The 23090-nt window shown below is 72.7% G+C and carries 16 protein-coding genes; 10 read left to right on the top strand and 6 right to left on the bottom strand.

From position 1 onward, the window contains the following. Nucleotides 1-203: 203 nt before the first annotated feature. The 3 genes from ACFWVC_RS15870 (at nucleotide 204) to ACFWVC_RS15860 (ending at nucleotide 7305) form a co-directional block, all read left to right on the top strand. The gene (locus ACFWVC_RS15870; protein ID WP_384284907.1) at nucleotides 204-950 is read left to right on the top strand and encodes a VIT1/CCC1 transporter family protein; all 747 of its coding nucleotides are present in this window, start codon (nucleotides 204-206) and stop codon (nucleotides 948-950) included. 345 nt (nucleotides 951-1295) lie between these two features. After that, entirely contained in the window at nucleotides 1296-5852 is a 4557-nt protein-coding gene (gene gltB, locus ACFWVC_RS15865; RefSeq protein WP_384285075.1) for a glutamate synthase large subunit, read from the top strand. Then, a complete protein-coding gene (locus tag ACFWVC_RS15860) occupies nucleotides 5845-7305 on the top strand; it encodes a glutamate synthase subunit beta (protein WP_384284905.1) in 1461 nt (486 codons plus the stop codon). The genes gltB and ACFWVC_RS15860 overlap by 8 nt, the downstream gene beginning before the upstream one ends. A gap of 69 nt (nucleotides 7306-7374) precedes the next feature. Here ACFWVC_RS15860 and ACFWVC_RS15855 read toward each other — a convergent pair whose 3' ends face one another. The 3 genes from ACFWVC_RS15855 to ACFWVC_RS15845 all read right to left on the bottom strand — a co-directional run bounded on the left by ACFWVC_RS15855 (nucleotide 7375) and on the right by ACFWVC_RS15845 (nucleotide 10648). Continuing rightward, the gene (locus ACFWVC_RS15855) at nucleotides 7375-8097 is read right to left on the bottom strand and encodes a calcium-binding protein (protein WP_384284903.1); all 723 of its coding nucleotides are present in this window, start codon (nucleotides 8095-8097) and stop codon (nucleotides 7375-7377) included. Beyond that, on the bottom strand, nucleotides 8094-9320 hold the full coding sequence (gene wecB / locus ACFWVC_RS15850) for a non-hydrolyzing UDP-N-acetylglucosamine 2-epimerase (protein ID WP_384284901.1): 1227 nt from the start codon (nucleotides 9318-9320) through the stop codon (nucleotides 8094-8096). The genes ACFWVC_RS15855 and wecB overlap by 4 nt, the downstream gene beginning before the upstream one ends. Before the next feature lie 83 nt (nucleotides 9321-9403). After that, nucleotides 9404-10648 carry a glycosyltransferase family 2 protein gene (locus ACFWVC_RS15845; protein ID WP_384284899.1) on the bottom strand — a complete coding sequence of 415 codons (1245 nt, stop codon included), beginning with the start codon at nucleotides 10646-10648 and terminating at the stop codon, nucleotides 9404-9406. 537 nt (nucleotides 10649-11185) lie between these two features. On the opposite strand from ACFWVC_RS15845, the gene ACFWVC_RS15840 reads away from it, so the two are divergent. From ACFWVC_RS15840 to ACFWVC_RS15830, 3 genes are read left to right on the top strand one after another with little or no spacing between them, the layout of a single operon-like run. Beyond that, nucleotides 11186-13018, top strand: coding sequence for a DUF2334 domain-containing protein (locus tag ACFWVC_RS15840; protein WP_384284897.1), 1833 nt, complete (start codon nucleotides 11186-11188; stop codon nucleotides 13016-13018). Then, nucleotides 13015-14055 carry a glycoside hydrolase family 113 gene (locus ACFWVC_RS15835; RefSeq protein ID WP_384284895.1) on the top strand — a complete coding sequence of 347 codons (1041 nt, stop codon included), beginning with the start codon at nucleotides 13015-13017 and terminating at the stop codon, nucleotides 14053-14055. Before ACFWVC_RS15840 ends, ACFWVC_RS15835 begins: the two co-directional genes overlap by 4 nt. Before the next feature lie 38 nt (nucleotides 14056-14093). Then, the gene (locus tag ACFWVC_RS15830) at nucleotides 14094-15920 is read left to right on the top strand and encodes an alkyl/aryl-sulfatase (RefSeq protein WP_384284893.1); all 1827 of its coding nucleotides are present in this window, start codon (nucleotides 14094-14096) and stop codon (nucleotides 15918-15920) included. 154 nt (nucleotides 15921-16074) lie between these two features. On the opposite strand, the gene ACFWVC_RS15825 is transcribed toward ACFWVC_RS15830, so the two are convergent. Continuing rightward, complete coding sequence (locus tag ACFWVC_RS15825) at nucleotides 16075-16977, bottom strand: hypothetical protein (RefSeq protein ID WP_384284891.1); 903 nt, start codon at nucleotides 16975-16977, stop codon at nucleotides 16075-16077. A gap of 33 nt (nucleotides 16978-17010) precedes the next feature. Further along, nucleotides 17011-18039, bottom strand: a complete 1029-nt coding sequence (locus tag ACFWVC_RS15820; RefSeq protein WP_384284889.1) for a class I SAM-dependent methyltransferase — start codon at nucleotides 18037-18039, stop codon at nucleotides 17011-17013. A gap of 148 nt (nucleotides 18040-18187) precedes the next feature. On the opposite strand from ACFWVC_RS15820, the gene ACFWVC_RS15815 reads away from it, so the two are divergent. Next, nucleotides 18188-18604, top strand: coding sequence for a hypothetical protein (locus tag ACFWVC_RS15815; RefSeq protein WP_384284887.1), 417 nt, complete (start codon nucleotides 18188-18190; stop codon nucleotides 18602-18604). A 461-nt stretch (nucleotides 18605-19065) separates the two neighbouring features. On the opposite strand, the gene ACFWVC_RS15810 is transcribed toward ACFWVC_RS15815, so the two are convergent. Further along, complete coding sequence (locus ACFWVC_RS15810; RefSeq protein WP_384284885.1) at nucleotides 19066-19470, bottom strand: VOC family protein; 405 nt, start codon at nucleotides 19468-19470, stop codon at nucleotides 19066-19068. 163 nt (nucleotides 19471-19633) lie between these two features. Between ACFWVC_RS15810 and ACFWVC_RS15805 the strand changes: the two genes are divergently transcribed. The 3 genes from ACFWVC_RS15805 to pepN all read left to right on the top strand — a co-directional run bounded on the left by ACFWVC_RS15805 (nucleotide 19634) and on the right by pepN (nucleotide 22965). After that, nucleotides 19634-19789 carry a hypothetical protein gene (locus tag ACFWVC_RS15805; protein ID WP_384284883.1) on the top strand — a complete coding sequence of 52 codons (156 nt, stop codon included), beginning with the start codon at nucleotides 19634-19636 and terminating at the stop codon, nucleotides 19787-19789. A 4-nt stretch (nucleotides 19790-19793) separates the two neighbouring features. After that, on the top strand, nucleotides 19794-20393 hold the full coding sequence (locus ACFWVC_RS15800) for a sortase domain-bontaining protein (RefSeq protein WP_384284881.1): 600 nt from the start codon (nucleotides 19794-19796) through the stop codon (nucleotides 20391-20393). A gap of 76 nt (nucleotides 20394-20469) precedes the next feature. Then, complete coding sequence (pepN, locus tag ACFWVC_RS15795; protein ID WP_384284879.1) at nucleotides 20470-22965, top strand: aminopeptidase N; 2496 nt, start codon at nucleotides 20470-20472, stop codon at nucleotides 22963-22965. Nucleotides 22966-23090 lie beyond the last annotated feature (125 nt).

Here is a 23090-nt window from a genome sequence, read left to right as displayed (position 1 = left end):
GTCCCCAATTACGGGCTGAGCCGGGCTGTTTCCTAGCCGGGCGGGGGCGCCGCCTGGGTTTGGACCCGGGCGGGCGCCGCACTCGTTTCCGCAGGTAGGCGAGGCTTTCCTTGCTGGAAACGCAGGGAATCCGGGCGTACGGTCGAGGCGTTCGCAGGGGAGGACGCGGGCGGTGGCCACCCGCGGGAAGGAGAACGCGGATCATGTCGGCAGCCGTGGAGCGCGAGCGCAGCGAACCGGTGGGGAAAGCCCCGTACCACGTCTCGCACCACACGCACCGGGACGTGAGCGGAGGCTGGCTGCGGCCCGCGGTGTTCGGTGCCATGGACGGCCTGGTCTCCAATCTCGCGCTCATGACGGGCGTCGCCGGCGGCAACGTCGCCCCGTCCACCATCGTGATCACCGGACTGGCCGGTCTGACCGCGGGCGCGTTCTCGATGGCGGCGGGCGAGTACACCTCCGTGGCCTCCCAGCGCGAGCTGGTCGAGGCGGAGCTCGACATAGAGCGGCGGGAGCTGGCCCGCCATCCGAAGGACGAGCTGCGGGAACTCGCCGAGCTGTACGTCGCGCGCGGCGTGGAGCCGGAACTCGCCCATGAGGTGGCCCGGCAGATGTCCCGGGACCCGGAGCAGGCGCTGGAGATCCACGCCCGCGAGGAACTGGGCGTCGACCCGGCCGATCTGCCGTCGCCGCTGGTGGCGGCGGGCTCGTCCTTCCTGTCCTTCGGGATCGGCGCGCTGCTGCCGGTACTGCCCTATCTGCTGGGCGCCACCGTGGTGTGGCCCGCGGTGATCGTCGCGCTGATCGGTCTCTTCGTCTGCGGGGCGGCCGTGGCGCGTGTGACGGCGCGCAACTGGTGGTTCAGCGGTTTGCGGCAACTTGTCTTGGGCGGAGCGGCCGCCGGGGTTACCTTCGTTCTGGGCGCGCTTTTCGGTACCGCCGTCGGCTGAGCAGGTCCCCGGCCACAAGCCACTTGTTACCCGCTCGTTTCAGCGCGGCCAACACAGGGCATCAGTCTGTGGCGCCGCGGGCAGTGTCGCCTGCGTCTCACGTGAGCGATGCTGGCCCCGTTCTGCCTGCTCGTAGCGCTGTGAAGTCCACATGATGGAATCCGCTATCCACTTTTCGGTCATCGAGCCATCATGTAACCTGCACGAAATCGCAGAGGGCCAACGTCGTCCCTAGCGCGCATGCATATGCCAGATGACGACGACGGGAGAGCCGACCAGATGCGTCCTGTTCTGCACCGGCCTACACACCCCCAGGCCGCCGGCTCCGGTTCCGGCCGGGCCCACATGGACGGGCGTCCCGCCCCCCAGGGGATGTACGACCCCCGTAACGAGCACGACGCGTGCGGCGTCGGCTTCGTGGCGACCCTCACCGGTGAGGCGGACCACGCGCTCGTGGAGCAGGCCCTGACCGTGCTGCGCAATCTGGAGCACCGCGGGGCCACCGGCTCCGAGCCGGACTCCGGCGACGGCGCGGGCATCCTGATGCAGATCCCGGACGTGTTCCTGCGCGAGGTCGCCGCCGAGCGCGGCATCGAGCTGCCGGCCACCGGACACTACGCCGTCGGCATGGCCTTCCTGCCGGTCGAGGACGAGGACCGCCGCAAGGCCGTCGAGTCCATCGAGCGGATCGCCGCCGAGGAGGGCCTCACCGTCCTCGGCTGGCGCGAGGTGCCGACCGACGCCGCGAGCCTGGGCGCCACCGCCCGCTCGACCATGCCGTACTTCTCCCAGCTCTTCGTGGCGGACGCCCAGGGCGCCGGGAAGGCCGGGATCGACCTCGACCGTCCGGCCTTCGTGCTGCGCAAGCGCGCCGAGCGCGAGGCGGACGTCTACTTCCCGTCGCTGTCCGCCCGGACGGTCGTCTACAAGGGCATGCTGACCACCGGCCAGCTGGAGCCCTTCTTCCCCGACCTGTCCGACCCGCGCGTCGCCACCGCGATCGCCCTGGTCCACTCGCGCTTCTCCACCAACACCTTCCCGAGCTGGCCGCTGGCGCACCCCTACCGTTTCGTCGCCCACAACGGCGAGATCAACACGGTCAAGGGCAACCGCAACTGGATGCGCGCCCGCGAGTCCCAGCTGTCCTCGGAGCTGTTCAGCGGGGACCTGGAGCGGATCTTCCCGGTCTGCACCCCCGACGCCTCCGACACGGCCACCTTCGACGAGGTGCTGGAGCTGCTGCACCTCGGCGGCCGCTCGCTGCCGCACAGCGTGCTGATGATGATCCCCGAGGCGTGGGAGAGCCCCACTCTGGGCGAATCGATGGACCCGGCACGCCGTGCGTTCTACCAGTACCACTCCACCCTCATGGAGCCCTGGGACGGCCCGGCCTGCGTCACCTTCACCGACGGCTCGGTCGTCGGCGCGGTCCTGGACCGCAACGGCCTGCGCCCCGGCCGCTACTGGGTCACCGACGACGGCCTGGTCGTGCTCGCCTCGGAGTCCGGCGTGCTGGACGACATCGCCCCGGAGCGGATCGTCCGCAAGGGCCGGCTGCAGCCGGGGAAGATGTTCCTGGTCGACACCGTCGAGCACCGGATCATCGAGGACGACGAGATCAAGTCGCAGCTCGCCGCCGAGCACCCCTATGGGGAGTGGCTGGACGCCGGCCTGATCCACCTCGACGACCTGCCCGAGCGCGAGCACATCGTGCACACGCACGCCTCGGTCACCCGCCGCCAGCAGACCTTCGGCTACACCGAGGAGGAGCTGCGCATCATCCTGGCGCCGATGGCCAAGACCGGCGGTGAGCCGCTGGGCTCCATGGGCACCGACTCGCCGATCGCGGCGCTGTCCGAGCGTCCCCGGCTGCTGTTCGACTACTTCACCCAGCTGTTCGCGCAGGTCACCAACCCGCCGCTGGACGCCATCCGCGAGGAGCTGGTCACCTCGCTGATCAGCGTCGTCGGCCCGTCCGGCAACCTGCTGGAGCCCTCGCCCGCCTCCTGTCGCAACATCACCATGCCGTTCCCGGTGATCGACAACGACGCGCTGGCCAAGCTCATCCACATCAACGCCGACGGCGACCTGCCGGGCCTGAAGGCCGCGACCCTGTCCGGCCTGTACCGGGTCTCCGGCGGCGGCGAGGCGCTGGCCGCCCGGCTCTCCGAGATCTGCGCCGAGGCCGACGCCGCCATAGAGGCCGGCGCCCGCTTCATCGTGCTGTCCGACCGGCACTCCGACGCCGAGCACGCGCCGATCCCGTCGCTGCTGCTCACCTCGGCCGTCCACCACCACCTCATCCGCACCAAGCAGCGCACCCAGGTGGGCCTGCTGGTCGAGGCGGGCGACGTCCGCGAGGTGCACCACGTCGCGCTGCTGATCGGCTACGGCGCCGCCGCGGTCAACCCGTACCTGGCCATGGAGTCGGTCGAGGACCTGCTGCGCGCCGGCACCTTCATCTCCGGCCTCGAGCCCGAGACGGCCATCAAGAACCTGATCAAGGCGCTGGGCAAGGGCGTGCTGAAGGTGATGTCCAAGATGGGCATCTCCACCGTCGCCTCCTACCGCGGCGCGCAGGTCTTCGAGGCGATCGGCCTGGACGGCGAGTTCACCGACACCTACTTCCACGGCACCACCAGCAAGATCGGCGGCGCCGGGCTCGACGTGATCGCGCAGGAGGTCGCGGCCCGCCACGCCAAGGCGTACCCCGCCTCCGGCATCGCCCCGGCGCACCGCCGGCTGGAGATCGGCGGCGAGTACCAGTGGCGCCGCGAGGGCGAGCCGCACCTGTTCGACCCCGAGACGGTCTTCCGGCTGCAGCACGCCACCCGCTCCCGCCGCTACGACATCTTCCAGCAGTACACGAACCGGGTGAACGAGCAGTCCGAGCGGCTGATGACGCTGCGCGGCCTGTTCCGGTTCAAGGACGCGGACGGCGAGCGGCAGCCGGTCCCGGTCGACGAGGTCGAGCCGGTCTCCGAGATCGTCAAGCGCTTCTCCACCGGCGCCATGTCGTACGGCTCCATCTCGCGCGAGGCGCACGAGACGCTGGCCATCGCCATGAACCAGCTGGGCGGCAAGTCCAACACCGGCGAGGGCGGCGAGGACCCGGACCGCCTGTACGACCCGGAGCGCCGCTCCGCCATCAAGCAGGTCGCCTCCGGCCGCTTCGGCGTGACCTCGGAGTACCTGGTCAACGCGGACGACATCCAGATCAAGATGGCCCAGGGCGCCAAGCCCGGCGAGGGCGGCCAGCTGCCCGGCCACAAGGTCTACCCGTGGATCGGCAGGACCCGGCACAGCACCCCCGGTGTCGGCCTGATCTCGCCGCCGCCGCACCACGACATCTACTCCATCGAGGACCTGGCGCAGCTGATCCACGACCTCAAGAACGCCAACCCGGCCGCCCGCATCCACGTGAAGCTGGTCTCCGAGGTCGGCGTCGGCACGGTCGCGGCGGGCGTCTCCAAGGCGCACGCCGACGTCGTACTGATCTCCGGCCACGACGGCGGCACCGGCGCCTCCCCGCTGACCTCGCTGAAGCACGCGGGCGGCCCCTGGGAGCTGGGGCTGGCCGAGACGCAGCAGACGCTGCTCCTCAACGGCCTGCGCGACCGGATCGTCGTGCAGACCGACGGCCAGCTGAAGACCGGCCGCGACGTGGTCATCGCCGCCCTGCTGGGCGCCGAGGAGTTCGGCTTCGCGACCGCGCCCCTGGTGGTCTCCGGCTGCGTGATGATGCGCGTGTGCCACCTGGACACCTGCCCGGTCGGCATCGCGACGCAGAACCCGGTGCTGCGCGACCGCTTCGCCGGCAAGGCCGAGTACGTGGTGAACTTCTTCGAGTTCATCGCCCAGGAGGTCCGCGAGCTCCTGGCCGAGCTGGGCTTCCGCTCGATCGAGGAGGCCGTCGGCCACGCCGAGCTGATCGACACCACCGCGGCCGTCGACCACTGGAAGGCGCAGGGCATGGACCTGGCCCCGCTCTTCCATGTGCCCGAGCTGCCCGAGGGCGCGGCCCTGCACCGCACCACCGAGCAGGACCACGGCCTGGACAAGGCGCTGGACAAGGAGCTCATCGAGCTGGCCGGCGAGGCCCTGCACACCGGTGACCCGGTCCGCGCCCAGGTCAAGATCCGCAACGTCAACCGCACGGTCGGCACCATGCTCGGCCACGAGGTGACGAAGAAGTACGGTGGCGCGGGCCTGCCCGACGACACCATCGACGTCACCCTGACCGGTTCGGCCGGCCAGTCGTTCGGCGCCTTCCTCCCCAAGGGCATCACCCTGCGCCTGGAGGGCGACGCCAACGACTACGTCGGCAAGGGCCTGTCCGGCGGCCGGATCGTCGTCCGCCCGGACCGGGGCGCCGACCACCTGGCCGAGTACTCGACCATCGCGGGCAACACCATCGCCTACGGCGCCACCGGCGGTGAGCTGTTCCTGCGCGGCACCACCGGCGAGCGCTTCTGCGTCCGCAACTCCGGTGCCACCGTGGTCTCCGAGGGCGTGGGCGACCATGGCTGCGAGTACATGACCGGCGGCCGGGCGCTCGTGCTCGGCCCGACGGGCCGCAACTTCGCGGCCGGCATGTCCGGCGGTATCGCGTACGTCCTCGACCTCGACCCCGGATGCGTCAACACCGGCATGGTGAACGTCGAGGACCTGGACGCGGACGACATCAAGTGGCTGCACGACGTGGTGCGCCGCCACCACGAGGAGACCGGCTCGACGGTGGCCGAGAAGCTCCTCGCCGACTGGGGGAACACCCTGACCCGCTTCGGCAAGGTCATGCCCAGGGACTACAAGGCAGTGCTCGCCGCCAAGAACGCCGCCGAGCAGGCCGGACTCTCCGAGTCCGAGACCACCGCGAAGATGATGGAGGCGGCAAATGGCTGACCCGAAGGGCTTCCTCACCACGCCCCGCGAGACCGCTCCGACCCGGCCGGTCGCCGAGCGCAAGCAGGACTGGAACGAGGTCTACGTTCCCGGCGGGCTGCTGCCGATCATCTCCCAGCAGGCCGGACGCTGCATGGACTGCGGCATCCCGTTCTGCCACAACGGGTGTCCGCTGGGGAATCTGATCCCCGAGTGGAACGACTACGCCTTCCGCGAGGACTGGAAGGCCGCCAGCGAGCGCCTGCACGCGACCAACAACTTCCCGGAGTTCACCGGCCGCCTCTGCCCGGCGCCCTGTGAGTCCGCCTGCGTGCTGGGTATCAACCAGCCCGCGGTGACCATCAAGAACGTCGAGGTCACCATCATCGACAAGGCCTGGGACAGCGGCGACGTCACGCCGCAGCCCCCGGACCGGCTGTCGGGCAAGACCGTCGCCGTCATCGGCTCGGGCCCGGCGGGCCTGGCCGCCGCCCAGCAGCTGACCCGGGCCGGCCACACGGTCGCGGTGTACGAGCGCGCCGACCGCATCGGCGGCCTGCTGCGCTACGGCATCCCCGAGTTCAAGATGGAGAAGCGGCACATCAACCGCCGCATCGAGCAGATGCGCGCGGAGGGCACCAAGTTCCGCACCGGCGTGGAGATCGGCCGCGACCTCGACGGCGCGAAGCTGCGCAAGCGCTACGACGCGGTCGTCATCGCCGCCGGCGCCACCCAGTGGCGCGACCTGCCGGCCGAGGGGCGCGAACTCCGGGGCATCTACCAGGCCATGGAGTACCTGCCGCTGTCGAACAAGGTGCAGGAGGGCGACTTCGTCACCCCGCCGATCACCGCGGCGGGCAAGCACGTGGTCGTCATCGGCGGCGGCGACACCGGCGCGGACTGCGTCGGCACCGCCCACCGTCAGGGCGCCCTGTCGGTCACCCAGCTGGAGATCATGCCGCGGCCGTCCGACGACCGTCCGGCGCACCAGCCCTGGCCGACCATGCCGATGACGTACAAGGTCACCTCGGCCCACGAGGAGGGCGGCGAGCGGGTCTACGCCGTCAACACCGTGAAGTTCGAGGGCGATGAGGACGGCAACGTCAAGGCGCTGCACCTGGTCGAGGTCGCCTTCCAGGACGGGAAGTTCGTCCCGCAGCCGGGCACCGAGAAGGTCATCCCGGCCGACCTGGTCACCCTGGCCATGGGCTTCACCGGCACCGACCAGAAGAACGGCCTGGCCGAGCAGTTGGGCCTGGAACTGGACGACCGCGGCAACGTGGCCCGCGACAAGGACTTCGCCACCAACGTCGAGGGCGTCTTCGTCGCCGGTGACGCCGGGCGCGGACAGTCGCTGATCGTGTGGGCCATCGCCGAGGGCCGCTCCGCCGCCCGCGCGGTGGACCGCTTCCTCACCGGCACCAGCATCCTGCCCGCCCCGATCCGCCCGACGGACCGGCCGCTGACGGTCTGATCGTCCTGCAGAGAGAAAAGAGCTGTCCCGTACAACGGCGTACGGAACGGAAGGCGGCGCCTGCCCTCACTACCCGGCCGAGGGCAGGCGCCGCACTTGGATGCCGGCGAAACCGGCCCGCGCGTCCTCGGTGTACGCGCCCACGCTGCCGCTCGTGTAGGGCTGTTCGGCGTCGGTGAACGATGTCAGGAAACGCCCGCCCACCGTGACGGTGACCGCGGGACCGCGCTGCTCCACCCCGACCTCGTACCACTGTCCCGGGGGGAACGGCGTCGGCCCGGTCGCCAGGAAGCGCTGGCCGCCTGGGTAGGCGGGGTCGCGCTTGCCCAGCTCCCAGCCGTTGGGCTTGAGGGTGACGTAGTAGAAGTGCTCCGGGTCGCTGTACCCCCACACCAGCCAGGGCACCTCCCACGGGTTGGGGGCGGGGGTGCGCAGCAGGCGCAGGGCCCGCATGTGCGCCGAGTAGGCCACGTCGGTGTACCGCTCGGTGGAGACCACCAGACCGGCGTGCGTCTCGTCGGGGCGGGTCGAGGCGGCCGGGGAGAGGGTCAGCGAGGTGTCGTCGCCGCGGTTGTCGCCGTACCCGTCGTACACCGACAGCCAGCGGCCGTGCACCGAGCCGTCCTCCCAGCCGGGGGCCGCCGCGCCGGGCCCGGTGCAGGCGTACACGACACCTCCCACCACCACCACCACCAGCAGCAGCACGGCCAGCGCGAGCCCGGCAGGCCGGCGGCCCCTCCGCCGCGGGCGGGGGAGGGGCCGGGAAGCGAGGGACCGGGGCGCGATGGTCATGCCCTGGAGTACGGCTCCGTGGCCCGGGGCGGCACGGCCGCCGCGGCGAGTTCGCCGCGCAGGGCGTCACCGCGTACGTCCGTCCCGAACTCGCCGAAGTCCTCGGCCAGTTGCGCGAGGATGCGGTCGGCCGCGAGACCGTCGCCGAAGGGATTGCCGGCGGTCGCCATACGGTGGTACTCCGCAGGGTCGTCCAGCAGCCGTGTCGCCGCGCCGAGGATCGCCTCGGGGTCGGTGCCGATGAGCCGGGCCGCGCCCGCCTCGACGGCCTCGGGCCGCTCGGTGGTGGTGCGCAGCACCAGGGCGGGCTTGCCGAGGCTCGGCGCCTCCTCCTGGATGCCGCCGGAATCGGTGAGCACCAGCTCGCAGTCGGCGAGGGTGGCCGCGAAGTCCGGGTAGCCCAGCGGCTCGACGACGTGGACCGCGTGGTGGCCGGTGAGTTCGGGGAGCAGGGCCTCGCGGACGGCCGGGCTCTTGTGCAGCGGCAGCAGGATCTCCACGTCGCCGCGCTCGCCCAGGCGGCGCAGCGCCCTGCCCATCGCGCGCATGCGGTCGCCCTGGTTCTCCCTGCGGTGCAGCGTCAGCAGGACCCGGCGACGGCCGGTGCCGGGGAAGGCGCTGCGGCCCACGCCCTCGCCGATCACCCACAGCAGGTTGTCGATGACGGTGTTGCCGGTGACGAACACCTGGGTGTCCGGGGTCCCTTCGGCGCGCAGGTGGCCGGCCGCCCGTGCGGTGGGCGCGAAGTGCCAGCGCGCGATGCGCCCGATCAGGCGGCGGTTGAGCTCCTCGGGGAAGGGGTTGTCGAGGACCCCGGTGCGCAGGCCCGCCTCGACGTGCGCGACGGGCACCCGCTCGTAGAAGGCGGCCAGTGCGCCGGCCAGCGCGGTGGTGGTGTCGCCCTGCACGATGACCAGGTCGGGGCGGTCGCCCCGGATGACCTCGCCCAGGCCCTCCACCAGACGGGCGGTCAGTTCGGACAGCTGCTGGCCTTCGCGCATCACGTCCAGGCCGGTCATGGCCGGGACGCGGAGCAGGTCCAGCATCTGGTGGAGCATCTCGCGGTGCTGCCCGGTGGTGACCACCAGCGGCTCGAAGAGTTCGGAGGCGGCCATCGCGCGGGCCACCGGGGCCAGCTTGATCACCTCCGGCCTGGTGCCGAGGACGAGCATCGCGCGGATGGTGCCCGGCACTTCGGGCGCATCGGCGGAGTATGCGGACATGGATCCCCCTGGGACGGTGTGGCGGTGTGGCGGTGTGGTCGTGTGGCTGTGTGGCGGTGTGCGATGGGAACGGGCGCTGCGCGTCAGGTGCGGGCGGTCTTCAGCCAGGTGCGCTTTCCGGTGACCATCCGCCACAGGCCCCACCATCCGGCGGCGAACCAGATGTAGCCGTAGAGGATGAACACGTGCGCGACCAGGACCGAGCGCACCAGTCCGAGGGTGCGCTCGCGCTTGGCGTAGACGAACCCGTACACGTAGGCCGCGGTGAAGGAGAGTACGTACGGGCCGAGCAGCCACATCGGCGACACGAGCGCGTGCCCGGCCCGCACGGACGCGGCGACGGTGCCGGCGAGGGCGATCAGGAAGGACAGCGGCAGCAGCGAGGTGAGCAGGATGAGCACCGGGCTGGACAGGTGGTAGAGCAGGTCCAGGGCGGGCCGGGTGGCGACCTCGCGCAGGATCAGCGGAACGAGGTTGGCCGACTGCAGATGGCCCTGGAACCAGCGCGAGCGCTGCCGGACCAGCCGGCGTACGTCGAGCACGGCCTGCTGGGAGACGGCGGCGGTGGTGCAGTACTGGTTGCGCCAGCCGCGGGCGATGAGCCGGACGCCGAGGTCGAGGTCCTCGGTGAGGCTGTCGCTCCACGGGCCCGCGCCGCCCAGCGAGTCGAGCGCCGACAGCCGCATGAACTGCCCGTTGCCGCCCATGCCCACGCTGCCGATGAAGCGCCGGGCGCTCTGGAAGACGTCGCCGTAGACGACGAACTCCATGTCCTGGAGCCGGGCGAGCAGGCCCAGATGGCGGTTGTACATCCGCACGCCGATCTGGACGGCGCCGGTGGCCGGGTCGTCGAAGTACGGGTCCACGGACTGCAGGGTGTGCGGGTCCAGCCGGCCGTCGGCGTCGACCACGCAGATGATCACGTCCTGCGGGTCGCGTCCGCCGAGCAGTCCGGAGGACCGCAGATGGCGTACCCCGGCGTTGAGCGCCGCGCCCTTGCCGCGCCGGGCGTCGGGCAGTTGACGCTGGTAGAGCCAGACCCGGTCCGGGTCGAAGGCGCGGACGACATCGGCCGTGCGGTCATCGGAGGCGTCGTCGATGACGAGGGCCACGAAGCTGTCGGCGGGCAGTGAGGTGATGCGCGCCAGACTCTCGCCGATGACCTTCTCCTCGTTGAGGCAGGCCAGCAGGAAGACGTAGAAGCGGGGTGTGCCGGGGCGCCGGGATCTGCGGATCCGCCGCCTGGAGAGCAGGAAGAGCACGGTGTTGTAGGCACCGGCCATCACGATCAGCGAGGTCGCCGCCCACAATGGGATCCGGGAGATCATCCGTCGCCCCCGGGGAGCCACGGGGCCGAGGGCCGGCGGGCGGTCCGTCCGAGCGGCCGGCGCAGCCACCATCGTGTAGCGATCAGACCGAATGCGATCAGGCAGTAGAACAGGAAGCCCATTCCTGCTGCTATTTGTAAACCCCTGGCGAACGGAATGCCAGGAACGGTTCTCGTGGCCTCCGCCATACCGGCAAGAGGCAGCATTGTGCCCAGTGCGGGCCTTCCGTACATGAGTGAGTTCCCCCCAATGCGCTCCGGCTCCGAAGTCGGGCCGAAACTCCCTCAGGGAAGTTAGCAGATACTTTTATACGATCATCGTCCGCGGCGTCACCTGCGAGAGGGCCCGTCTGGCACGCCTTGTGTTGCCGCAGGTGAGGAGGGTGAAGCTGGAAGGTAATTCACCCTTCCGGGTGGGATTGGCCGCGGTAATGGAATGAATAATCGAACGAACTGCACATCCGATGATCCGTTTGACAGCGGGCATTGGCGCTCTGAACAATCAGCGGCCTGTTCATTCGGTGCAATGGGGGGAAACATGCAATCCCGCATCGGGAGGCCACGGAAGTCCCGGGTCTCCGTCATCGTCATGCTCGTCGCGGCGCTTTTGGGGGCCGCATTCCTGACCGTCCCGGCCGGCGCCGCGGGCCGCGGCCCGGCCGCCGATCCCGGCGGGCGACACCACCGGCACGGCGAGAACCTCGGCGGCCGTTCGGGCGTCGGCAAGATCGACTTCGGCGCGTGGGCCAAGGCCCAGAAGTCCGCCGACCGCGACCGCCGCGCCAAGGGCCCGTCCCGGCAGGCCGCCGCCGGCAAGCCGGCCGCCCGTGCCGCGCTGCTCGCGGGGCCGGCCGCCGCGGCCGCCGGCACCTCCGCACTCGTCCTCTACGACACCGCGGGGCCCTACGGGCAGCTCGGTGAGCTGTACGCCATGGCCACCGCCAACCTCGCCGGCCACTTCGGCACGGTGACCGCCAAGCCGGTCCAGCAGTACACCGCCGGCATGGTGAACCAGTACACGGCGACCGTCTACCTCGGCTCCACGTACTACGGCGGCAGCGTCCCGGACGCCGTCCCGCCCGCGTTCTACCAGGACGTCGTCACCACCACCCACCCGGTGACCTGGGTCGGCGACAACATCTGGTCACTGGCGAACGCCACCGGGGTCACCCAGTTCCAGAACACCTACGGCTGGGACCCCAGCACGTCGTACTTCGACCCCGGCTCCGTCACGCAGGTGACGTACCGGAACCAGACCCTGACCCGGAAGATCCCGGCCGGCCAGGACGGCGGCGTGCTGCGCCCCACCATCCTGACCGGACCCGGCTACCCGGCGGTGACCCCGCTGGCCCAGGCGGTCGACACGGCCACCGGCTCGTCCTTCCCGTGGGCGGTGCGCTCGGGCAACCTCACCTACGTCGGTGAGATCCCGTTCGCGTTCGTCTCCGAGACCGACCGCGTCATCGCCTTCGAGGACCTGCTCTTCGACGCCCTCGCGCCGAGCACCCCTGAGCGGCACCGGGCGCTGCTGCGGCTGGAGGACATCAGCCCCGACTCCGACCCGGCCGAACTGCGCGCGACGGCCGACTACCTCTACGCCCAGAAGATCCCCTACGGCATCAACGTCATCCCCGTCTACACCGACCCGCACGGCACCTACAACAACGGCCGGGCCGAGACCGTCACCCTGATCCAGCGCCCGCAGGTGGTCTCCGCGCTGAAGTACATGCTGGCGCGCGGCGCCGTCCTGATGAACCACGGCTACACCCACCAGTACGGCACCGTCGCCAACCCCTACGACGGCGTCTCCGGCGACGACTTCGAGTTCTACCGGGCCCATGTCGACACCGCCGACAACGTGGTCTACGACGGCCCGGTCGCCGAGGACTCCGCGCTGTGGGCGCAGAGCCGGGTCACCCTGAGCCTGGCCCAGTTCGCCCTCGCCGGGCTGCCGACGCCGAAGCTGTGGACCACCCCGCACTACGCGGCCTCCGCCACGGACTACAAGGTCTTCGCGCGGAACTACACGGCGCGCCTGGAGCGTTCGCTGTACTTCTCCGGGACGCTGAGCGGTACCGCCGGTGACCCGAACCGCTTCATCGGGCAGTTCTTCCCCTATGTGGTGAAGGACGTGTACGGCACCACCGTGCTGCCCGAGAACCTCGGCAACTACGAGCCCGAGGCATTCAACAACCACCCGGCGCGGCTGCCCGCCGACCTGATCGCCTCGGCCAAGGCGAACCTCGCCGTGCGCGACGGCTTCGCCAGCTTCTTCTACCACCCCTACAACCCGGTCCAGCCGCTCCAGGAGACGGTCGACGGCATCCGCGCCCTCGGCTACACCTTCGTCAGCCCCGCGTCACTCACGTGACCCTGATCAGGAGGACCGCCGCCGCCGCCATCGCGGCGGCGGTCCTCGCCGTCACCGCCGGCTGCACAGCCGCCCCCTCGCCGCCCGCGTCCGCCCCGGCGGGCGCCGGGGCCTCCCGGCTGCGGGGGATCGCCCTGCCGTCCTGGAGTGCCGAGGACTACGCCGGCCCCGCCGCGGGCCGCTACCTGCGGGACATCGCGGCCACCGGGGCGGGCTGGGTGTCGCTCACCCCCACCTGGTACCAGTCGGCCCCGGGCGACGCGTCGATGCACACCACCGGGGAGACCGCGAGCGACGCCTCGTTGCGCCGGATCGTCCGCGAGGCCCATGCCGCCGGGCTCGAAGTCCTGCTCAAGCCGCACGTCGACCTCCCCGGCGACCAGGACCGCGCGGAGATCCGGCCGGCCGACCCCGCCGCCTGGTTCGCCGCGTACACCCGCTTCATCACCCACTACGCGCGGTTGGCGCAGGACCTCGGGGTCGAGCAGCTCTCCGTCGGCACCGAACTGGCAGGCACCTCGCGGGACGGCGGCCGCTGGCGGGCGGTCATCCGCGCCGTCCGGCAGGACTACCGCGGACCGCTGGTCTACGCCGCCAACTACGACGAGTACGCGCACATCGGCTTCTGGGGCGACCTCGACCTCATCGGCGTCGACGCGTACTGGCCGCTGGCCGCGCACCCCACCACCGACGTCGGCCGGCTGCGCGCCGCCTGGCGGCCGATCGCCCGGCAGCTCGCCGCCTTCTCCGCCCGTCACCACCGCCGCGTGCTGTTCACCGAGGCCGGTTACGTCAGCCAGCGCGGCACGACCACGGCCCCCTGGTCCTGGGCGGTCAGCGAACGCCCCGCCGACGACGAGCAGGCCGCCGCGTACCAGGCGCTGCTCGGCGCCATGGAGGGGGAGCGCTGGTGGGCCGGGGTGTGCTGGTGGATGTGGGACGACTGGCCGGACAGCGGCGAGACTCCGCCGCGCCTGGCCTACACCCCGCACGGCAAACCCGCCGAGGAGGTGCTGCGCCGCTGGTGGCGCAGATGAACGAGACAAAAGGTGCGAATCGCTGGGATCGTGTTCCCATGACCGCTCTCGCGCCCCCCGACCACGAGGACACGACGGACTTCGCCGACGCCGACCGCGGCTTCCTCGGCGCCCTGTCGCCCGGCCGTGTCACCGCCGACGACGGCCGGGTGGTCTGGGACGTCGACGCCTACTCCTTTCTGCAGGGCCCCTGCCCCGACACCGCCCATCCGGGGCTGTGGCGGCAGAGCCGGCTCGCGGCGAAACAGGGCCTGTTCGAGGTCGTCGAGGGGGTCTACCAGGTCCGCGGCCTGGACCTGTCGAACATGACGCTCGTCGAGGGCGACCGCGGGGTCGTGGTCATCGACCCGCTGCACTCCACCGAGGCCGCGGCCGCCGCCCTGGCGCTCTACCGCGAGCACCGGGGCGACCGCCCGGTCACCGCGCTGATCTACACCCACTGCCATGTCGACCACTTCGGCGGCGCGCGCGGCGTCCTCCCGTACGGCCACGACCCGGTCCCGGTCCTCGCCCCGGCCGGCTTCCTGGAGCACGCCGCGAGCGAGAACGTCTACGCCGGCACCGCGATGAACCGCCGCGCCGTCTACATGTACGGCTCGGAACTGCCCAAGGGCCCCGCGGGCCAGATCGGTTGCGGGCTCGGCCAGACCGTCTCCACCGGCGCCATCGCCCTGATCCGGCCGACCGTCGGAGTCACCCGCACCGGCCAGGACGAGACCCTCGACGGCGTCCGCATCATCTTCCAGCTCACCCCGGGCACCGAGGCGCCGGCCGAGATGAACTTCGTGCTCCCGGGCAAGCGCGTGCTGTGCATGGCCGAGAACGCCACCCACACCATGCACAACATCCTGACCCTGCGCGGCGCCCAGGTCCGCGACGCCCGCCAGTGGGCCCAGTACCTCAACGAGTCGCTGGTGCTCTTCGGCAACTCCGTCGACGTCGTCATCGCCTCCCACCACTGGCCCACCTGGGGGCGGGAGAACATCCACCGGCTGCTCGCCCACCAGCGCGACCTGTACGCCTACCTCCACGACCAGACGCTGCGGCTGCTCAACCAGGGCCTCACCGGCAGCGAGATCGCCGAGGAACTGCGGCTGCCGCCCGCCCTGGAGCGCTTCCACGCCAACCGCGGCTACTACGGCTCCCTCAGCCACAATGTGAAGGCGGTCTACCAGCGCTACATGGGCTGGTTCGACGGCAACCCCGCCCACCTGTGGGAGCATCCGCCGGCCGAGGAGGCCCGCCGCTACGTCGACTGCCTCGGCGGCGTCGACGCCACCGTGGCCAAGGCGGGGAAGTACGCCGACGCCGGCGACCTGCGCTTCGCCGCGACCCTGCTCAACCACGCCGTCTTCGCCGACCCCGGGCATTCCACGGCCCGCAGCGAACTGGCCGCCGTCTATGTCCGGTTGGGCCACGGCTGTGAGAACGGTCCCTGGCGGAACTTCTACCTGATGGGCGCCAAGGAACTGCGCGACGGCATCAGCCCCACCCCGACGGCCACGGCCGGCCCCGAATTGACCGCCGCCCTGACGGTCGATCAGCTGATCGACTCACTCGCCATCCGCGTCAACGGCCCCCGGGCCTGGGACACCCACCTCACCATCGACTGGCGGCTCACCGACGAGCACCGCACCTGGCACCTCACCCTCTCCAACGGGGCGCTCACCCACTACTCCACCCAGGACGGCCGCCCCAGCCGGCACGCCGACCTGACCCTCACCCTCACCCGTCCCGAGCTGCAACGCCTGCTGGCCGGCGGACGCTTCGACGGCATCGAGCACGAGGGCGACCTGAAGGTGGTGGCCACCCTCGTCGGCCTGCTCGACGGCCTGGACCGGGACTTCGCCATCGTCACCCCCTGAGCGGTGCCGGGTCCGGGGCCTCCGGGCCGGCGTGCCACTGGACACAGCAGGAGCGGTCGGCGGAGGTCGACACCGCGCTGCTGAACTTCCTGCGCGAGACGGCACCGGCCCGCGCCTGACCGGCACGCCGCGCCGCGCCGCGCCGGGCACCGGCTCAGGTGTCGCACTCCAGCACGGTGCGGCACAGCCCGCACCGTGCCTTCACCCGGCCGCGCACCGGGACCCGGATGCGCTGGTGGCAGGTGGGGCAGGGGAAGGACACCCGCATCGGCGCCTCCCCCTCGAAGGCGTAGCCCGCCACCGGGTGCGCGGCGCCGCGGCGGCGGTCGTGGGCGTAGCGCCGGCGGTTGGCCCAGCCGCAGCCCAGCAGCGGCGCGTGCCGCAGGTCGTCCCGGGCCAGCCCGAGGCCGTCCCGGTAGGCGTCGCGGGCCCGCGGGCCGGTCAGCCATGGCTCGATGTCGTCGCCGAACGCCAGCGCCCGTTTGGCCAGGACGTACCCGAACTCCTCCGGGGTGAGATAGCCCAGCTTCGACGCGGTCATCGTCACCCGGTCGCCGAGCAGCGCCGGTTCCTCGCGGTAGGAGTCCAGCAGCAGCCAGCCCGCGCCGAGGTAGGCCGTCGCGGTGTCCGTGAGGATCTCGTTGTCCCGCGTCCCGGGGAACTCCAGGCCGAGCCGGTGCAGATACACGTGCATGACCTCGTGCGCCAGCGCCGCGCCCACGTCGCGCCGGTCCTCGCGGAAGCGGTCGTGCAGCTCCACGAAGTACTCGGGACCGGCGGCCAGTTCCACGTTGCCGGCGTGCGTCATGTCGCGGAAGCTCACCACCATCCGGGCCTCGGGCAGCCGGAAGTGCTGCACGATGACCTGGGCCACGCGCTGCGCGCCCAGGTGCAGGTCCTCGTCCGGCGGGAACTCCACCGCCTCGGGGCGGACGCTCGCCGCGAAGCGGCTCACGGTGTCGTACGACAGCCTGCGGTAGAGCGCGGTCAGGGCCGACCGCACCTTCTCCAGGTGCGGAAAGCCGTGCTCGATCGGGCTGGACGACGGCTCGCCCACGGCGCCTCCCCCAAGCGGTGCGACCTTACGAGCCTACGCGTCCACCCACGCCGTTGTCGCCGTGCGATCCGGTCCCGTACCGCACGCCGCACCGGCCGCCGGCACTCCCAGCGCCGCCAGCCGCTCCGCCGCGCCCGGCGCCTCTCCGCCGGCCGGCTGGTAGGCGCTCACCAGCAGCCGGCCGCCCGGCTCCACCAGCTCGGCGAGCAGCCGGCGCAGCAGGCCGCCGAGCCTCGCCGGCGGCACGCAGTCCGCGAGGACGTGCACAAAGGTGAAGCGCCGGCCGCCGGCCGGCCGCCAGTCCAGCGCGTTGCCGACGGCTATCCGGTCCGCCCACTGCGGCAGCCGCCGCCGGGCCAGCTCCACCAGCCCCGGTGCGATGTCCACCCCGTACGGCTCGATCGCCCGGCCGCGCTCTGCGGCCCAGGTCCGCACCGATTCCATCAGCAGGCCGTTGGCGCAGCCGATGTCGAGGAAGGTGCCGTCCCGGTGCAGCGCGTCCACGATCATCGACCGGCGCGCACGCCACTCCCGCGGGCCGCCGCCGAAGCCGGAGCCGCCCTCGGCGGTCGAGGCCCGCAGATAGGCGGGCTGAATCAGCCGCAGGTTGTCCGCGAACCACGAGGTGTCGTCCTGTTCGCGAAACGAGCGCGCCGCGTCCAGCACCGCCCGCCGCTCGGTGCGGTCCGCCAGCCGCGCGGCCACCTCCTCCGGGGTGCCGGCGAACAGCTCGACCCGGGTGTGCGGCCGCCGGCCGCGGTAGCGGTCGCCGTCCAGCCACGCGTACAGCCGCAGCTCCAGACCGTCGTAGGCGAAGGGGTGCACCCGCTGCCGCAGGAAGCCGGCGGTCATCAGCGGCACCCGCTCGGAGGTGTCGAGCACCCAGTCCTCGCCCGGCAGCACCCGGCCCGACGGCAGCCTCAGGCCCCCGCCGCCGCGGCCCTCCGCGGGGACCGCGCAGCGCCCGTCCGGCAGGAAGAGCACATACGTCACCCGGCGCACCGCCTCCGGGTCCCGCGGATCGTCCTCCACCGGCTCGTACGCGTGCGGCCCCGCCACCATGCCGTCCCCCTCGGCCGAATCCGTTCACCCCCGGCCGACCGGCCGGACGCGTCCTCGCCGCACGCGGGCCCCGCCGCCGAGAGGTGCCTCCACCCCGAGCGGTCCCGGCCGATGGCGCTGCTCGGCCGACAGGGCATGGCGCCGACGTATGGACACCGTACAAGTGACCACCGACATCTGGCTGGTGGCTTTTTCCGTGGCGCGGGCCCACACCGTCCGGGAGCCCGGCGGCTTCGTGCCGGCCGGCACGGGCCCCGGCGATGCTGCGGGCGGATCGTGCCGGCCCCCGGCCGCCCCGGCCACGCCGGTTCCGCCGCCGAACCCGGCCGGCACGACCGGGGCGCAGGTGCCGGGCGGGGCGGGGCGGCAGACGGACGCGGTGCGTCGTCCGCGTGCGCTGCCGCCACCCCTGCCGAAGGGCCGGGAGCGGCCGTTGACGGAACGCGTCGTCGCCCTCGGGTTGCCCCCGCGCCCCCGGCTGTCGACGGGGAACCGGCCCAAGGGGGACGTCCTCGACCGGCGGGTCGGCGCGCGCTCCCGCCTCGGCGCACTTCATGGGGCATGACCATCGCCGTCGGCCCCGAAGGGGCATCCATGCCTGGGCGCCAGCCCGCCACCCAACGGCCACCTGCCTTTTCGGGCACGGCGCGTGCGGATGCGAGCCCCCCCCCGGCGTCCGGGCGTGGGATCTCGGGTCAGCCCGCGGCGCGGGACGGCGGGCAGTTGTCCGCCGCAGATCCAGAGGGCCGCGCCCGGCGCGATCCCCGGCGCCCGGGGGACACTGCGGCGGCATGCCCCTGGGCGCGACCGTGGTCGCCACGGTCGGCAGCCCCACAAGGCGGGACCGTCGGGGAGCCGGCGGAGGCGATCCGCCGGGGCCCGTCCCGGACGGCGTCGGCGTTGTGGAGATCTCGGCGCCCGGGAGACGCCGCGACGGCGTGCCCCGGGCGCGGCCGTGGTCGCCACGGTCGGTAGCCGCCACAAGGCGGGACCGCCGGGCCCCGTCCCGGGCGGCGTCGCGTCGGGTCAGCCCGCGGCGGGGGCCGGGGGCGGGGGGAGCTGCCCGTAGCAGAGGCAGAAGGGGTGCCCGGCGGGGTCGGCGAAGACGCGGAAGCCGCTGCGTTCGCCCCCGCTGTCGTGCAGGAAGGTCGCGCCGAGCGCGATCACCTCCTGCTGGGCCCGTTCCACGTCCGCGCGGGTGGGCACCTCGAAGTCGAGGTGGAACTGCTGCGGGTGCGCCGGGTCCGGCCACTGCGGCGGCCGGTGGAAGAGCACTTCCTGGAACGCGAAGCGCGTGCCGCCCGGCGCCGTCAGGGTCACCCAGGAAGGGTCGGAGCCGTCCAGGGCCCCGCCGAGGATCCCCTGGTAGAAGGTGCCCAGCGCCCTCGCGTCGGGACAGTCGATCACGGTGAGCTGCAACGTGGCGATCATCCGGCGAGCCTGCCCGCCGTCATACCTGAGGCGCAAGGCCCGGCGCCGGGACCATACTTTCGGTGGATACGGACAGGGACGACCGGGGGACGCGCGGCACGCCCCGTACTCCGTACCCTGGGGATCGTCGCCGTAGCCGCCAGCCGCGAAGGACCCCGACGCCATGCATGACCTGCCCCTGATACCCGCCGCCCTCGCCGCCGGGTTCGCCGCCGTCGTGTGCGGCGCGACACTCACGTGCGGTCCGCTCGTGGCGGTGTTCGCGGGACTGCTGGCCCTGGGCGTGTGCGGCGTGCGCTACGCGCTCCACCCGCGGTGAGCCCGTGGGGCCCCTGACGACCTCCCACCGCCGGGTCAACGTGCTCGCCGTCGCCCTGCTCGTCGCGGCCACCGCGGTGACCCTCTGGGCCGTCGGGCGCACCGGCGCGGGCCGCGCGAACGCCGTCGTGCACGGCACCACCTCCGCCCGCGCCGCCGACCCGGCGGGCCGCACCCCCGTACGCGTCGACATAGCCCGTGCCCGGGTCCACGCCCGTGTCCTGGACCTCGGGCTCGACGACGACGGCAGCCCGCAGACCCCGGCCCCGGAGCAGGCCCGCCGCTGGGCCGGCTGGTACGACCGCAGCGCCGCGCCCGGCGAGTCCGGCACCGCCGTGCTGGTCGGCCACCACGACGTCGGAGGCGGCCGCGGTGTCTTCCACGACCTCGGCGACCTGCGCCCCGCCGACACGGTCGTGGTCACCCGCCGCGACGGCGGCCGCGCCCGCTTCGCGGTCACCCGGATCGTCCGCGTCCCGGGGCACCCCCGCCCCGCAGAGGGCTCGTCCACCGGCGCCGGAGCGCCCTCCCTGCGCCTGATCTCCTGCACCCACGGCCGCGGTGTCAGCCTGATCGTCGACGCCACCGCCGTCCGCTCCTCCTGACGCCCCGTACGGCGGCCGTCTGCGCGGGCGGCGAACTTTCGTGCGGGGCCCGCGGCCGATGAGGCAGCATGGCGGCATGCCTGCTCTCACCCGTGCCGAGGCCGAGACCCGCGCCCGGCTCCTCGACGTCCACACCTACGCCGTCGACCTGGACCTGACCCGTGGCGACGACGTGTTCGGCTCCACCACCGCCATCCGGTTCACCGCCCTCGCCGACGGCGACACCTTCGTCGAGCTCAAGCCCGCCGCCCTGCACAGCGCGGTGCTCGACGGCCGCGCGCTCGACCCGGCCGCCCTGGAGGACAACCGGCTGCCCCTCGCCGGGCTCACGGCGGGCCCGCACGAGCTGCGGATCGAGGCCGAGATGCGCTACTCGCGCACCGGGGAGGGCATGCACCGCTTCACCGACCCGGCGGACGGCGAGACATACCTGTACACCCAGCTCTTCCTGGACGACGTCCAGCGCGTCGCCGCCGCCTTCGACCAGCCCGACCTCAAGGCCGTCTTCGAGGTCACGGTCACCGCCCCGCCCGCCTGGACCGTCCTCGGCAACGGCGTCGCCGAGCGCACCGGCGAGGCCGAGGGCCACTGGCGGATCGCGCCGACCCCGCGCATCAGCACCTACCTGCTGGCGGTCGCCGCCGGCCCCTGGCACTCGGTGCGCACCGAGCACGCCGGCCTGCCCTTCGGCCTGCACTGCCGGCGGTCCCTCGCCCCCCACCTCGACGCCGACGTCGAGGAGCTCTTCGACATCACCCGGCGCTGCTTCGACCGCTACCACGAACTGTTCGCGGAGCCCTACCCGTTCGACTCCTACGACCAGGCCTTCGTCCCGGAGTTCAACGCCGGCGCGATGGAGAATCCGGGTCTGGTCACCTTCCGCGACGAGATGGTCTTCCGGTCCGCCGTCACCGACGCCGAGCGGCAGACCCGCGGCATGGTGGTCGCCCACGAGATGGCGCACATGTGGTTCGGCGACCTCGTCACGCTGCGCTGGTGGGACGACATCTGGCTGAACGAGTCCTTCGCCGAGTACATGGGCTACCAGGTGCTCTCCGAGGCCACCCGCTTCACCGGCACCTGGACCGACTTCGCCGTCGCCCGCAAGGGCTGGGGCTACGACGCCGACCAGCGCCCCTCCACGCACCCCGTCGCCCCCGATCCCGAGGCCGTCCCCGACACCGCTTCGGCGCTGCTCAACTTCGACGGCATCTCCTACGCCAAGGGCGCCTCCGCCCTGCGCCAGCTCGTGACGTGGCTCGGCCGCAAGGACTTCCTCGCCGGCATCAACGAGCACTTCGCCCGGCACCGCTTCGGCAACGCCGCCCTCGCCGACTTCATCGACTCCCTCGCCTCCGCCACCGACCGGGACGTGCACGCCTGGGCCGACCGCTGGCTGCGGACCACCGGCGTGGACACCCTCACCCCGGTCCCGGCCGAGGAGGACGGCGGCTGGCGGCCCGAGGTGGTCCGGGCGGGCGAGCGCCCGCACCGCATCGCCGTCGCCGCGTACGACCGCGACCCCGCCGACCCGGCGCGGCTCGTGCTGCGCGAACGCTTCGAGACCGACGTCCCCGCAGGCGCCGAGGCCACCGCGACACGGCCCGGCCCCCGCCCGGACCTGGTACTGCTCAACGACCAGGACCTGACGTACGCCAAGATCCGCTTCGACGCCCGGTCCTGGGACACGCTCGTCGGGGCACTGAGCGGCCTGCCCGACCCCCTGGCGCGGGCCCTGGTGTGGAACGCCGCCCGCGACCTGGTGCGCGACGGCGAACTGCCGCCGGCCGCCTACCTGGACGTGGCCCGCGCCCATCTGCCGCACGAGACCGACGTGGCCGTGGTGCAGGGCGTGCTCGGCTTCGCCCGCGGCCAGATCGCCGACCGCTACCTGCCCGCCGGGCAGCGGCCCGCGGCCCTGGCGACGCTGGAGGCCCTCGCCCGCGACCTGCTGCGCCACGAGGACCCGGGCATGCGGCTTGCCGCCGCCCGCGAACTCATCACCGCCGTCACCGAACCCGCCGAGCTGCGCGGCTGGCTCACCACCGGGACCCTGCCGGACGGGCCGCCGCTCGACCCCGAGCTGCGCTGGCAGATCCTGACCCGGCTCAGCGTCCTCGGCGCCGCCGACCGCGCCGACATCGACGCCGAACTCGCCCGCGACCCCAGCGCCACCGGACGGGAGGGCGCCGCGCGCTGCCGGGCCGCGCTTCCCGACCCGGAGGCCAAGCGGGAGGCGTGGGCCTCGATGTTCGAGGACGACACGCTCTCCAACTACCTGTTCAACGCGACCGCGCAGGGCTTCTGGCAGCCCGAGCAGCTCGGCCTCCTCGGCGACTACGTGCCGCGCTACCACCCGGCCGCCGTCGCCCTGGCCGCCCGCCGGGGACCCGCGCTGGCCGACGCCGTCGGCCGCTGGGCCTTCCCCGTCCCCGTCGTCGACCCCGCCGTCCTCGAACTCGGCGAGGCCTGCCTCGGTTCCGCCGACCCCGCTCCCACCCCCGCCCTGCGGCGCAAGCTCGTCGACCAGCTCGACGACCTGGCCCGCGCCCTGCGCGTGCGGGGCGCGTGACGGCTCACTCCGGGGGCGAGGGCGCGCCTGACGTGCCCTCGCCCCGCGCCCCGCGCGCGGTGACCGCGGGGCCGATGAGGGGGACTTCGAAGACGGGGCAGCATCCCCGCGGGAGCGGCGTCGTT

This window comes from Streptomyces sp. NPDC058691 (genome assembly GCF_042714775.1).
Lineage (GTDB): Bacteria > Actinomycetota > Actinomycetes > Streptomycetales > Streptomycetaceae > Actinacidiphila.
This window is presented reverse-complemented; position numbering and strand designations above follow the sequence as displayed.